Here is a 12,694-nt window from a genome sequence, read left to right on the forward strand (position 1 = left end):
TCACCACACGCCCGCCGTTATCGTCCAGGTCAAAATAGCGACGTGATGCGCCGTAAGTCCGTAAACAGCTGGCCAGATATGACAACAATCTACGGGTTATTTACCGGCAGGGCGGAGATTTTATTAAAAGGCTGAAAAAACAGGCTGTAGAATAATGCCATCATTATTTTCACGGCGAATATGGCGATATTTCACTGCCTCATAAGGTGAAAACCATGATTTCGATACTCAGGTTCCGTTAATTAACTGTCTGCCTGAAAAGTATCAGCCCGCTAACTGGAAAAAGCCGGTAAATTTAACCAGCGTTTAGTTTCTGGTGAAAATTTTCCGCCATCTATTTTAGCGATGGCGCAGGTAGCGAGCGCAGGGAATTAACCTGCTGCGGGCGGATGCGCCGCAGCGTGAATATATTTACGTCAGTCCTTTCAGAAAGTCAGAAAAGAGATGCTGCTATTACTGACAGGCAAGAGCAAAGTTTACTTCGTTCGGTAAGCGATCCTCCTGCCGGACGCGCATCAGGATTGCCTTAGCTGTAAATCGAGCGGCGTTTTGCTCGGCTCGCCGCCGATCTCCCGCGCCAGCTTCGGCACCAGATAGCCGGAAACCAGCGTCAGCAGCTGGCGCATAATGGCCCGCGCCTCATCGTCAGGGACATAAAAGTGCGCCGCGCCCTGCACCTTATCCAGTACGTGCAGATAGTAAGGAAGAATACCGGCATCAAACAGCGCGTTGCTGAGCGCCGCCAGCGCAGACGCATCGTCATTAACGCCGCGCAGCAGTACGCTTTGGTTCAGCATGGTCACCCCGGCGCGCTTCAGCATGGCGACGCCGTGACGCAGCGCGCCATCGATCTCCTGCGCGTGATTGATATGGGTCACCAGCAATATCTGCAGCCGCGAGCGCGCCAGGCGCTGGCACAGATCCTCCGTGATGCGCGCCGGGATCACCACCGGCAGGCGGCTGTGGATGCGCAGACGCTTCAGATGCGGGATCGCTTCCAGCTCGCCGATCAGCCAGTCCAGCTCATGATCCTTCGCCATCAGCGGATCGCCGCCGGAGAAGATGATCTCATCCAGCTCGGCGTGGGCGCGAATATAATCCAGCGCCCGCTGCCAGTTGCGCTTGTTGCCCTGATTATCCTGATAGGGGAAATGGCGACGGAAGCAGTAGCGGCAGTTGACCGCGCAGCCGCCTTTCACCAGCAGCAGCGCCCGATTGCTATATTTATGCAGCAGGCCCGGCACCACGCTGCTCTGTTCATCCAGCGGATCGGCGCTGTAGCCCGGCGCATCGATAAACTCCTGGCGATCGGTGATCACCTGCAGCAGCAGCGGATCGCGCGGATCGCCTTTTCTCATGCGCTGGGCGAACGCGCGCGGCACGCGCAGTGCGAAAAGCCTGCGCGCATCGCCGCCCTGCGCCAGCTCCGGATGCCGATCCAGTGCTAAAAAACGCAGTAATTCATGGGGTTCAGTGATGACGTCTGCAAGTTGTTGCAACCAATCTTCTCTGGATGGGGTATTTAGGGTTACAATGTGTGCCATTTTTTTGGCTAAGTACCAGTATTTAATTGTAGAGGGCCTTTATGGCGACTTATTCTAGCAACGATTTCCGCAACGGTCTCAAAATCATGTTCGAAGGCGAGCCTTACGCCATCGAAGCCAGTGAATTTGTAAAACCGGGCAAGGGCCAGGCGTTCGCGCGCGTCAAAATGCGCCGTCTGCTGACCGGCAAACTGATTGAAAAAACCTTCAAATCTACCGACTCCGCTGAAGGCGCAGACGTTGTAGATATGACGCTGACTTACCTCTATAACGACGGTGAGTTCTGGCACTTCATGAACAATGAAACTTTCGAACAGCTGGCTGCTGACGAGAAAGCGGTAGGCGACAGCGCTAAATGGCTGCTGGATCAGGCTGAATGTATTGTTACCCTGTGGAACAATACCCCGATCGCGGTAACGCCGCCGAACTTCGTTGAGCTGGAAATCGTGGATACCGATCCGGGTCTGAAAGGCGATACGGCAGGTACCGGCGGCAAACCGGCTACGCTGACCACCGGCGCGGTAGTTAAGGTTCCATTGTTCGTGCAGATTGGCGAAGTGATCAAGGTTGATACCCGCTCTGGCGAATACGTTTCACGCGTGAAATAAGCGATGATCAAGCGCATCCCGCAGGTGCGCTTTTTTATTGAGAACATACGATGATAAAGCGCATCCTGTCCTTTATCGCCGTCGCGCTGTTGGCGACCTGCGCACTCAGCGCCTGTAATACTTTCCGCAGCTTTGGTAAGGATGTGTCGCGCCTCGGCGGCGTCATCGCGCGCGCGGCAAACTAAATTCTCCTTCCTGCTGTAATCAGTTATTTCCTGCGGCGACAACGGGCAAGCTGTTAATTTAGGGCTATGCTTTAGTTGCTGTACTTTCAACTGTAACCAACAAGGAAATGGCTATGTCAAAGAAAAGTATTGTCGCAATTTTTTCAGCCTTGATTCTTTCTACTCTGCTCTCCGCCTGCAACACCACGCGCGGCGTGGGCGAAGATGTTGAAGCGGGCGGCCAGGCAATTCAGCGCGGCGCGCAGTAAGTTAAGCGGTACGGAACGCGCACGCTGGTTCCGTACCGACCTTATTCATCCCGACGTTAATTCCCTGCCGGCTGCGCCGCGGCGCCATCCTGTTTTACCCAGATCAGCTTATCAACCGGGAAGCCCGCCTGACGCGCCTGCTCCGTTAGCTGCCGCTTAACCGCCGGATCAAGCTGCGGCGTGCGTGACAGAATCCACAGGTAATCGTAGTTTGGCCCGCAAACCAGCGCATAGCGATAGTCCTTATCGAGCGCGATAACGTTATAGCCGCCATAAAAAGGGCCGAAGAACGAGACTTTCAGCGCCGCGCGCTGCGGCGAGCCGGTAAAGTAGGCTTTGCCGATGCTTTCCTTCCAGCGCTGCTTCTGCGCATCGTAACCGCGATTGATCACCTTCAGACCACCGTCGTCTCGCTTGCTATAGGTAGCGGTAACATGATCGAGACCGCGTTCGAAGCGGTGATTAAGGCGGGCAATTTCGTACCACTGGCCAAGATAGCGATCGGCCGCGAAATTTTCGACAACCGTCACATTTTTCGGCGGAGCGGTACTACAGGCGACCGAGAGCAGGGCGCCGATACTGGCAACAAGGTTTTTCCATAGAGACATAGTGCTTTCCTGATAAGTTCTAACGGCTTAAGTATAGGTGGTGAAATGTAGTCTGCGCAGCGGACGAATTAAAAAGCGGAAAAAATGCGCAAGGCCTTGTCGCGCCAGGGTTCAGGCGAATGTAAACGTACTAAAGCCAGCGCGCGCTGCGCCGATAATCCAGCTACTCAGATAACAGTCAGTGAAGAATTTCTTATCATGGCGAGCATAAACAGTAATCTGTTATCAGCCAACGTGCTGAAAAATCAGGCGAAGGATGCTTCTTCCCTTAGCCAGACGCTTACGCGCCTTTCTTCCGGTTTGCGCATTAACAGCGCGAAAGATGACGCCGCCGGACAGGCGATATCGAACCGCATGACCGCCAATATCGGGGCCGACAGCGTCATTGCGCGCGGTCTTGATGATGGCGTCAGCCTGTCGGAAACCGCCGACGGCGGCCTGGATACTATCTCTCAGCTGCTGATCCGCGCTAAATCGCTGGCGATACGCTCGGTGAACGATGCGTTATCGGACAGCGATCGGCAAAGTTTACAGAACGAATTTCAACAAATCAGCGGCACTATCGATCAGATTGCCAGCAACACCGAAATCTTCGGTAAATATCCGCTGGCGCCGGCGATAGCCGATCTGCCGTTAAAGCTGGGCGACGTTCCGCCGGCAACCAGCAAATTTCCCACGCCGGGCGCCAGCTACGGCTTTAACTCAGGCATCGTGTCGCTGGCCTATATTCCGGCGGGCGCGACCAACGTAATGATGAATATCGATTCCTTCGGTTTCGATGATGATATCCAGATTTTTACGCGTGACGGCAAGCATCTGGTGGGTACGCCGCTGAACGGCAGCGATCCTGATTACACCTGGGTCAGCAAGGGCGTTACCAGTACGGCGCAGGCCAACGGCAGCATTATTACTGAAGCGAACGGTTTTCTGCCGGGCGCCAGCTATGATGACGCGCTGCTGAAGCAGGGCGGCGGCGCCTGGGATCTCAACGGCAGCGCCACGCAAAACTATCACGGCATGACCATCGCCTACAGCGGAGACGGCGACCGCTATGAGGATGCCAGCAGCGGCGGGTTTAATAACGGCCAGGTGGCCAGCACCCATACCCAGGAGCGCGTGCAGATCAATAACGTTACTGAAGATCTGGTGATTATGGTGGTGGGAAACGGCTCTTTTTCGGCGCGTATGACCTGGGATAATATGCCGACGCCTACTTACTCTCCGGCCAAACCGGAAAAGGTGAGCAGCGCAACGCAAATTGTCACCAGCGCTAACTTTGGCGACGCGTTACAGACTACCACTATCGCGCCGACGCCTGCCGACAGCGCCTCGCTGGGGCTGGCGACTACCCGTCTCAATCCTAAAGATGAGGCGGAAAAGGCGCTGGGCGCGCTGGATATGGCGCTGCAAACCGTCAGCGGCTATCGCGGCGACTATGGCGCAACCATCAACAGCCTGACGTCAGCTAAAGCTTCGCTGACGCAGCAGACGCTGGCTGCTACGGCGGCGCGCAGCCGAATTATGGATGCGGATTATGCGCAGGAAGCCTCGGAAATGACCAGGGCGCAGATTATTCAGCAGGCCAGCAATGCGGTGCTGGTACAGGCGAACCAGCAGCCGCAGATGATGCTTTCTTTGCTGAAAGGCTAACTTACAGCGTCAGCACGCCAACCACGGCAATCACCGTCAGGATGGCGGCCGCGCCGTAGAACAGCCATTTGCTGGCGGGAAGGGTAATCATTAAGTCGTGCGCGCCGTGATGCAGGCGATGCAGCGCGCACCACAGCGGCATCACAATGGTCAGGAAAATCAGACCGCGGCCCGTGAAGGTAGTGGCGAAGCTGATGATACGGTCATAGCTTAACGCGCCTTCCGGCCACCATCCCAGCGGCAGCAGCAGGCCCACCAGCAGCACCGCTACCGGCGAGACGATCGCCGCCCACATGCCGCCTGCGCCGAACAGCCCCCAAAAAATCGGCTCATCCGATCGTTGTGGTTGTTGCATCTTTTCCTCCTTACGCGTTTAACGCCAGCCAGAGCACGGCGATGGACACCAGCAGCGTCACGATCCACAGCGCAATGATGACCGGTCGCGGCTGCAGCTTTTCACCTTTCACCATGACGATGGCCGCCTTGGGCGCCAGCTCAAACCAGGTTTTGCTGTGCAGCAGCGCCGCCGCCAGCGCGATCAAATTGAGAACCAGCACCAGCGGATTTTGCAGAAAGGCGACAAAGGATGCCCACTGCTCCGCGCCATGTTTTAACGCATAGAGCGCGAAAATCAGCTCCAGGCTGAACCACAGCGCCGGGATTGCCGTGCCTTCGCGCAGCATATAGAAGCGATAAAAGGGCAGCTGCCGCCACCAGCCTGCAGTGACCGGCGCGCTCCAGGGTTTACGTTTACTTATCATTAAAAGCTCCTTAGTGCGGCTTCAGCCGGGCGATAAGGTAATCCTGCGCGCTGGCGACTTTACCCTGCTGGATCGCTGCGGCCGGATCGACATGCTTAGGGCAGACTTCAGAGCAGTAGCCAACAAAGGTACAGGACCAGACGCCGTTATCGCCGTTCAGCAACGCCATCCGCTGCGATTTGCCGCGATCGCGGCTGTCGAGGTTATAGCGCTGCGCCAGCGCGATAGCGGCAGGGCCGATAAACTCCGGATTCAGGGCGAACTGCGGACAGGCGGCGTAGCACAGGCCGCAGTTGATACAGCTGGAGAACTGGTGATAGCGCGCCATCTGCGTCGGCGTTTGCGGGTTCGCGCCCTGCGCCGGGATGCGCGGATTGCCGATGATATAAGGTTTGATCGCCTCCAGCCCCTCAATAAAGCGGCTCATATCCACTACCAGATCGCGCTCTACCGGAAAGTTAGCCAGCGGCGCGACCCGCAGCCCGTTGGGATAGTCGCGCAGAAAGGTTTTACAGGCGAGCTTAGGCACGCCGTTAACCATCATGCCGCAGGAGCCGCAAATCGCCATACGGCATGACCAGCGCCAGGCGAGATCGAAGGCGAGGTTATCCTTGATATAGCCCAGCGCGTCCAGCAGCGAGGTCTGTTCATCCCAGGGCACCGGATAGCGCTCGTCATGCGGCGCGTCGTCCAGCTCCGGGTTATAGCGCTGAAGCGTCAGGGTTAAGGTTGGCTGCTTATCCATGTTTCGCCTCCTGAGCATGCGCGGCGTCCGCCTCTGCGCCGTAAAGCCGTTGCGCCGGCGGCAGCTGGGTGATTTTCACCGGCGAGGTTGCAATGCGCGGCGCGCCGTCGGCGTTGTAGAAGGTGAGCGTGTGATGCAGATAGTTTTCATCATCGCGCTGCTGACAGCCCTCATCCAGCCGCTGGTGGGCGCCGCGCGACTCTTTACGATGGATTGCCGCGTGAGCCATACACTCGGCCACGTCCAGGCTATGCTCCAGCTCCAGGCTATAGAGCAGCTCGGTATTGAATACGCTGCTGCTGTCGCTGATGTGCAGCTGACGGAAGCGCTGCTTCAGCTCCGCCAGCTTATCGATAGTCTGCTGCATTAATTCGGTAGTGCGGTAGATGCCGCAGCCCTCTTCCATGCTGCGCCCCATTTCATCACGCAGCGTTGACCAGCGCTCTTTGCCCGGTTGATTAACCCGCGCGATCAGGCGCCGTTCCACATCCTGCGCCTGCGCCTGCAGGGCGCTGTCGTTATCGCCCTGATATTCCAGCGCCCGCTCCGCCGCCTGTTCGCCCGCCAGCCGGCCAAAGACTACCAGCTCCGCCAGCGAATTTGAGCCAAGCCGGTTAGCGCCGTGCAGGCCGATGGAGGCGCATTCGCCGGCGGCGAACAGGCCCTGAATGCGCGTTTCGCCGCGCGCGTCGGTTTCAATGCCGCCCATGGTGTAGTGCGCCGTGGGCCGGACCGGAATCGGCGCGGTGACCGGATCGACCCCGACATAGGCTTTGCTCAGCTCGCAGATAAACGGCAGGCGTTCGTGCAGTTTTTTCGCGCCGAGGTGGCGCAGATCGAGATGCACCACTTCGCCGCGCGGAGTTGAGATAGTGCGTCCGGCGCGCAGTTCATGCCAGAACGCCTGCGACACTTTGTCGCGCGGGCCAAGCTCCATATATTTATTTTTCGGCTCGCCCGGCGGCGTTTCCGGGCCCATGCCGTAATCCTGCAGATAGCGATAGCCATCTTTATTGACCAGGATGCCGCCTTCGCCGCGGCAGCCCTCCGTCATCAGGATGCCGGAGCCGGGCAGGCCGGTAGGGTGATACTGTACAAACTCCATATCGCGCAGCGGCACGCCGTGGCGCAGCGCCATGCCCATGCCGTCGCCGGTAACGATGCTGCCGTTGGTGTTATAGCGATAGACGCGTCCGGCGCCGCCGGTGGCCAGCACTACCGCTCCGGCACGCAGCGTGACCAGCGTCCCTTCCATCATATTCAGCGCCACCAGCCCGCCGACCCGCCCATCATCTACCAGCAGATCCAGCACGAAGTGCTCGTCAAAGCGGCGGATTTGCGGATATTTCAGCGAGGTTTGAAACAGCGTATGCAGCATATGGAAGCCGGTTTTATCGGCGGCGAACCAGGTGCGTTCTATTTTCATACCGCCAAAGCGGCGCACGTTGATGCTGCCGTCCGCCTTGCGGCTCCACGGACAGCCCCACTGTTCCAGCTGGATTAGCTCCTGTGGGCAGTGGCGCACAAAGTAATCCACCACATCCTGCTCGCACAGCCAGTCACCGCCTGCCACGGTATCCTGAAAATGGGCGTCGAAACTGTCATGGCGTTGGGTTACGGCGGCGGCGCCCCCTTCGGCGGCCACGCTATGGCTGCGCATCGGATAGACTTTTGATACAAGGGCGATGGATAACTGAGGTTGCGCTTCAGCAGCGGCAATCGCCGCCCGCAAACCGGCTCCGCCAGCGCCGACAATAATGAGATCGGCCTTTACGCTTTGCACTGATACCTCCCTGCGAATGTCGGGTAATACTTTAGAGTTAGCGAGTATATGCCAGCTTACCCAGGGCAAATTTGATGTGCTCAGGTATTCCCGCTGGAAAAAGCGTCAGAAAAAGTAATAAAAACGTGCTGGTTTTATCGGCGGAGGTTTGTCTGGCAACGGCGATACGAGTAGACTGCATCCCCTTGTTTGACTGAGGAGTAAACCCCATGAGCGAAACGGCAAGCTGGCAGCCGAGCGCACCCATCTCTAACCTGTTGAAACGCGGGAAAATACTGGCGGAAATTCGCCGTTTTTTCGCTGACCGCGGCGTACTGGAGGTGGAAACCCCGGCCATGAGTCAGGCAACGGTAACCGATATCCATCTGGTCACCTTCCAGACGCATTTTGTCGGCCCCGGCGCTGCGCAGGGTTTAGATCTCTGGCTGATGACCAGCCCGGAATATCATATGAAACGCCTGCTGGCGGCGGGCAGCGGACCGATTTATCAGATGGGACGCAGTTTTCGTAATGAAGAGGCGGGACGTCACCATAATCCCGAATTCACCATGCTGGAGTGGTATCGCCCGCACTACGATATGTATCGCCTGATGAATGAGGTGGACGATCTGCTGCAGCAGGTGCTGGAGTGCCAGCCGGCGGAGTCGCTCTCCTATCAGCAGGCGTTTATCCGTCATCTGGATATTGATCCGCTCTCTGCCGATAAGGCGCAGCTGCGCGAAGCGGCGGAAAAGCTTGGCGAAGGCGAGCTGGCGAATGCTGAAGAGGATCGCGATACGCTGCTGCAGTTGCTGTTTATGCTCGGCGTGGAGCCGAAAATCGGCCAGGAAAAACCGGCCTTTATCTACCATTTCCCGGCGACGCAGGCGGCGCTGGCGGAGATCAGCACTGAAGATCACCGCGTGGCGGAGCGCTTTGAGGTTTACTTTAAAGGTATTGAACTGGCGAACGGCTTCCGTGAGCTGACCGATGCGCGCGAGCAGCGCCAGCGTTTTGAGCAGGATAACCGTCGCCGTGCGGCGCGCGGCCTGCCGCAGCAGCCGATCGATAATAATCTGCTCGCCGCGCTGGAGCACGGCATGCCGGCCTGTTCCGGCGTGGCGCTGGGCGTCGATCGGCTGATTATGCTGGCATTGAAGGCGGAATCGCTCAGCGAAGTGATCGCGTTCCCGGTGGATCGCTGCTAAATACCGCGGGAAGGGCAAACGCTGCTCCCCTCAGCCCCTGCCAGACGTTACAGCCCGCCCGATTTAAAAGTACGCGCCGCCGGAACGCCGTTGCTGGCGGCGCTGCGTTTCGCCGCCGTCTCCATGCGTACCTGGAACGGCGGGAACGGCATCTCAATATTATGCTCGCGGAATCCCTGCAGGATTAGCTGATGCAGCTCATGGCGCAGCGGCATGCGGTGGCCCATTTCGGCGGCGTGAATACGTAGCTCAAACAGCTGGATCCCCTGCTGCAGATCCACCAGAAACACTTCCGGCTGCGGCGTATCGAGCACATAGCTGCAGCGCTCGCTGGCGCGGCGCAAAATAGTAGTGATCTCTTCACTGTCGGCGCTCGCCGGCGCGGGTATGGTCAGCACCACGCGCGTTACCGAATCGGAGAGCGACCAGTTAATAAACTGTTCGGTAATAAACGCCTTGTTCGGCACGATAATCTCTTTGCGATCCCAGTCGGTGATGGTAGTGGCGCGGGTGTTGATGCGCGTAATGCTGCCGGTAAGATCGCGGATGGTTACCGTATCGCCGATGCGGATCGGCTTTTCAAACAGAATGATCAGGCCGGAGATAAAGTTGGCGAAGATCTCCTGCAGGCCGAACCCCAGCCCCACGCCGAGCGCCGCCACCAGCCACTGCAGTTTTGACCACTCAATGCCGATCATGGAAAAACCGAGCAGGCCGCCGATCAGCAGCAGCAGGTATTTGGTCAGCGTGGTAATGGCGTAGCCGGTGCCGGGCGTCAGGTTAAGGTGCTGCAGCAGCGCCAGCTCCAGCAGAGCGGGCATATTGCGCACCAGCTGCGTGGTGATGATAAAAATCAGAATGGCGATCAGTACCGATCCGAGAGTGATCGGATGCAGGCTTTCGACGCCCTGCACCGTACTGCTGGCGTCCCACAGGCGGATATTCTCCAGGAAGGCGAAGGCGGAGTGAATCTCCGACCACAGCACGATCATCGACAGCAGGGCGATCAGCGTCAGGATCGAGCGCACCAGCCGCAGCGACTGCGAGCTGATCGCATCCAGATCGATAACCGGCTCCTCCATTTCCACGGCATCGCTGGCCTGCGCCGTGGTCTCTTCTTCGCCGCGCGCGCGGTGCGCCAGCATATCGGCGCGGCGCTGGCGCGCGCGATCGAAGGCGATACGGCGCCGCTGAATCAGCATCCAGCGGCGGATAATATGGTAAATCACCAGCAGCAGGAACCAGATGCCGACCGACGTTTCCAGACGCGCCAGCAGCGCCTGCGCAGTCGCCAGGTAGCCGGTGCAGGAGGCCAGCGCCGCCGTCAGCGGAATACAGATCATCAGGTTCCACAGAATGCGGTTGATGAAGTTGTCGCCGCTGCCTTCGCTGTCCAGCCACAGCGGAATGCCCGCGCGTTTCAGGCTGACGGTCACCAGGCTGAGCGCGCCGCAAATCAAAATAAAACAGAGGCGCCCCAGCGTGGCGGAAAATTGCCGATCTTCCAGATTAGCGAAGGCGATCAGCAGCATAATCAGCGGCACGATAAAGCCGATGGAGAGCGAATAGTAGCGCATGGCGCGCGCGACCCGGCGCTGCGGCCAGCGGAAGTGCACCACAAACAGCCCGTTTGGCCGGGCGAAGGCGGCGCTGATCATAAACGCCCACAGCAGCGGCAGCGTGGCGGTCACGCCGTCGCCGATCGCCACGGCTACCGGATAAGGCCAGGCGTGCTGCAGGCCAAAGCCAAACGCGGCCCACAGCACCGGCAGGGGCAGGGCGACCAGGATCGACCAGAAGACGGTGCGCAGCGTCAGGGTAAAGTGATCCTGGGTCACTTTGCCCACGCGTCCGGCGGCGCGCGCCAGAAAGGCGCTGTAGTGGCGGCGCGAGCTAATGCTGAAGCCAACCAGCAGCAGCGCGCCGAGAATCGGCAGCACCGTTTCGCGGCTGGTAACCATCATCATCAGGGCGCCGCCCAGCTGGCCCAGCGTATCCAGCGACAGCAGCTGCGTCAGATCGCGCGCCACCTCCAGCGGATAGCTCAGGCTTAACGGATTAACGTCCGCCGTCCAGAACAGATAGCGATGCGTCGCTTCTTTGATTTCATCCAGCGCGTCTTCCAGCTGGCTGTTGGCGACTTTCAGCTTGGTGACTTCCAGAATTAGCGTATCGCAGCCGGAGATCAGCGAGCCCAGCAGCTCGCGCTGCGTTTTGATCTGCGCCTCAAGAATGCGGCGCTGTTCGCTGGTCAGCGGCTCGCCGTTTTCCTGGCGTAGCTGACGCAGCTGCTGCTGTTGCGCGAGCCGATCCTCATACTTCAGGCGCTGCACGCGCAGCTGGCCCATTTCGCTGTCCAGCTGCTGCGATTTCGGCATTTCCGGCAGGCGCGCAACCTGCGCGCGCAGCGCTTCGCCCAGCAGATTAGAGGCGCCGAGCCACTGCGACTGTTCGCGAATAGTGCTGAGCGCCTGACGTACCTGAATGGTTTGATTGGTCGCCTGGCGCTGCTGCGAGGCGATAAGATCCAGCCGTTGCGCCTGCTGATTGAGCTCCGAGGAGAGTTCACGGTTAACGTGGAACTGCTCGCTAATAGAGGCGGGCAGATCGCCGCTGTTTTCCGCCAGCTGCTCGGTACGCTCCAGCGCCAGCTCCGCCTCGCGCTGGCGCAGGCCGTTCAGCTGATTGCGCAGCGCCTGCAGATAATCATCCAGCTGCTCCGACTTTTTCTGGTGTACGGCGGCGCGCATCCGCGCCAGCTCCTGACGGTTGTTGGCGGAGAGCTGCGCCAGCTCCAGCTCATCAACCCGCGCTTTCAGCGAAGCGGCTTCCGCCTGGCGCATATAAATCTGCGCCTGGGCCAGGGCGCCGGAGGCGACCGTCGCCCCCTGCAGGCTGCGCTCGCTTTCGCTGAGCGCCCGGCGCGCTTCGGTTTGCTGCTGCGGCAGCTGGCTCAGGGAATCGCTGATCTCTCTGGCGCGATCCTGCTCCTGCTGCGCCTGGCGCCCCTCTTCCAGCAGCTGGCTGCTGATCTGCAGGATCTCCTGATCCAGCTCGACGCTGCTCATGCCGCTGCGTAGCGTGCGTGCGTTATCGTTCAGGCTGGCAATCTGCTGACGCAGCTCACGCGCCAGCCGGGGAAAGTCATCGATTACCTGCTGATACTGTTTCGCCCGCTCCAGCGATTCGTTGCGGGCGTCGAGAAAGCTCAGCGCCGATTCCAGGGTTTGCACCAGCTCGGCCTGCGCAGGAGAAGATTTAACGGATTTCGCCTGTTCCAGCTCCTGCCGCACCTGCGCCGCGTCAGGCGCGCTGGCGGCGAAGGCGGGCAGGGAGAACAGAAAAACCAGAATCAAACAGAGGATTGGGCGCACG

At 59.0% G+C, this 12,694-nt stretch carries 12 protein-coding genes; 5 read left to right on the forward strand and 7 right to left on the reverse strand.

Features of this window, described 5'->3' with window-relative positions; all coding sequences use genetic code 11:
- Window positions 1-515 precede the first annotated feature (515 nt).
- On the reverse strand, window positions 516-1,544 hold the full coding sequence (gene epmB / locus FKM52_RS15795) for an EF-P beta-lysylation protein EpmB (protein WP_141177124.1): 1,029 nt from the start codon (window positions 1,542-1,544) through the stop codon (window positions 516-518).
- A 41-nt stretch (window positions 1,545-1,585) separates the two neighbouring features.
- Here epmB and efp point away from each other — a divergent pair, with 41 nt between their 5' ends.
- From efp to FKM52_RS15810, 3 genes are all read left to right on the forward strand, one after another.
- Window positions 1,586-2,152, forward strand: coding sequence for an elongation factor P (gene efp / locus FKM52_RS15800; protein ID WP_141177125.1), 567 nt, complete (start codon window positions 1,586-1,588; stop codon window positions 2,150-2,152).
- 50 nt (window positions 2,153-2,202) lie between these two features.
- Window positions 2,203-2,337, forward strand: a complete 135-nt coding sequence (locus FKM52_RS15805; protein WP_141177126.1) for an EncA/B family entericidin — start codon at window positions 2,203-2,205, stop codon at window positions 2,335-2,337.
- 113 nt (window positions 2,338-2,450) lie between these two features.
- Window positions 2,451-2,585 carry an entericidin A/B family lipoprotein gene (locus FKM52_RS15810; protein WP_038623848.1) on the forward strand — a complete coding sequence of 45 codons (135 nt, stop codon included), beginning with the start codon at window positions 2,451-2,453 and terminating at the stop codon, window positions 2,583-2,585.
- A gap of 56 nt (window positions 2,586-2,641) precedes the next feature.
- Here the strand turns inward: FKM52_RS15810 and FKM52_RS15815 are convergent, their stop codons facing one another.
- On the reverse strand, window positions 2,642-3,193 hold the full coding sequence (locus FKM52_RS15815; RefSeq protein WP_141177127.1) for a lipocalin family protein: 552 nt from the start codon (window positions 3,191-3,193) through the stop codon (window positions 2,642-2,644).
- A 198-nt stretch (window positions 3,194-3,391) separates the two neighbouring features.
- Between FKM52_RS15815 and FKM52_RS15820 the strand changes: the two genes are divergently transcribed.
- The gene (locus FKM52_RS15820; RefSeq protein WP_141177128.1) at window positions 3,392-4,843 is read left to right on the forward strand and encodes a flagellin N-terminal helical domain-containing protein; all 1,452 of its coding nucleotides are present in this window, start codon (window positions 3,392-3,394) and stop codon (window positions 4,841-4,843) included.
- Window position 4,844: 1 nt separating this feature from the next.
- Here FKM52_RS15820 and frdD read toward each other — a convergent pair whose 3' ends face one another.
- From frdD to frdA, 4 genes are read right to left on the reverse strand one after another with little or no spacing between them, the layout of a single operon-like run.
- Window positions 4,845-5,198 carry a fumarate reductase subunit FrdD gene (gene frdD / locus FKM52_RS15825; RefSeq protein WP_141177129.1) on the reverse strand — a complete coding sequence of 118 codons (354 nt, stop codon included), beginning with the start codon at window positions 5,196-5,198 and terminating at the stop codon, window positions 4,845-4,847.
- A gap of 10 nt (window positions 5,199-5,208) precedes the next feature.
- Window positions 5,209-5,604 (reverse strand): fumarate reductase subunit FrdC, encoded by a 396-nt coding sequence (frdC, locus tag FKM52_RS15830; RefSeq protein ID WP_141177130.1) that lies wholly within the window; start codon window positions 5,602-5,604, stop codon window positions 5,209-5,211.
- A gap of 10 nt (window positions 5,605-5,614) precedes the next feature.
- Window positions 5,615-6,349: a succinate dehydrogenase/fumarate reductase iron-sulfur subunit gene (locus tag FKM52_RS15835; protein WP_141177131.1), complete on the reverse strand. Its 735-nt coding sequence runs from the start codon at window positions 6,347-6,349 to the stop codon at window positions 5,615-5,617.
- Window positions 6,342-8,132: a fumarate reductase (quinol) flavoprotein subunit gene (gene frdA, locus FKM52_RS15840; RefSeq protein ID WP_141177132.1), complete on the reverse strand. Its 1,791-nt coding sequence runs from the start codon at window positions 8,130-8,132 to the stop codon at window positions 6,342-6,344. The genes FKM52_RS15835 and frdA overlap by 8 nt, the downstream gene beginning before the upstream one ends.
- Before the next feature lie 209 nt (window positions 8,133-8,341).
- Here frdA and epmA point away from each other — a divergent pair, with 209 nt between their 5' ends.
- The gene (epmA, locus tag FKM52_RS15845; RefSeq protein WP_141177133.1) at window positions 8,342-9,319 is read left to right on the forward strand and encodes an elongation factor P--(R)-beta-lysine ligase; all 978 of its coding nucleotides are present in this window, start codon (window positions 8,342-8,344) and stop codon (window positions 9,317-9,319) included.
- A gap of 47 nt (window positions 9,320-9,366) precedes the next feature.
- Here the strand turns inward: epmA and mscM are convergent, their stop codons facing one another.
- A complete protein-coding gene (gene mscM, locus FKM52_RS15850) occupies window positions 9,367-12,693 on the reverse strand; it encodes a miniconductance mechanosensitive channel MscM (RefSeq protein WP_141177134.1) in 3,327 nt (1,108 codons plus the stop codon).
- Window position 12,694 lies beyond the last annotated feature (1 nt).

The organism is Mixta tenebrionis, assembly GCF_006517625.1.
Lineage (GTDB): Bacteria > Pseudomonadota > Gammaproteobacteria > Enterobacterales > Enterobacteriaceae > Mixta > Mixta tenebrionis.

Excerpts from the sequence above, each read along its gene's own strand:
- epmB (WP_141177124.1), bottom strand. The coding sequence starts at position 1,544 with ATGGCACACATTGTAACCCTAAATACCCCATCCAGAGAAGATTGGTTG.
- efp (WP_141177125.1), top strand. The coding sequence starts at position 1,586 with ATGGCGACTTATTCTAGCAACGATTTCCGCAACGGTCTCAAAATCATG.
- FKM52_RS15805 (WP_141177126.1), top strand. The coding sequence starts at position 2,203 with ATGATAAAGCGCATCCTGTCCTTTATCGCCGTCGCGCTGTTGGCGACC.
- FKM52_RS15810 (WP_038623848.1), top strand. The coding sequence starts at position 2,451 with ATGTCAAAGAAAAGTATTGTCGCAATTTTTTCAGCCTTGATTCTTTCT.
- FKM52_RS15815 (WP_141177127.1), bottom strand. The coding sequence starts at position 3,193 with ATGTCTCTATGGAAAAACCTTGTTGCCAGTATCGGCGCCCTGCTCTCG.
- FKM52_RS15820 (WP_141177128.1), top strand. The coding sequence starts at position 3,392 with ATGGCGAGCATAAACAGTAATCTGTTATCAGCCAACGTGCTGAAAAAT.
- frdD (WP_141177129.1), bottom strand. The coding sequence starts at position 5,198 with ATGCAACAACCACAACGATCGGATGAGCCGATTTTTTGGGGGCTGTTC.
- frdC (WP_141177130.1), bottom strand. The coding sequence starts at position 5,604 with ATGATAAGTAAACGTAAACCCTGGAGCGCGCCGGTCACTGCAGGCTGG.
- FKM52_RS15835 (WP_141177131.1), bottom strand. The coding sequence starts at position 6,349 with ATGGATAAGCAGCCAACCTTAACCCTGACGCTTCAGCGCTATAACCCG.
- epmA (WP_141177133.1), top strand. The coding sequence starts at position 8,342 with ATGAGCGAAACGGCAAGCTGGCAGCCGAGCGCACCCATCTCTAACCTG.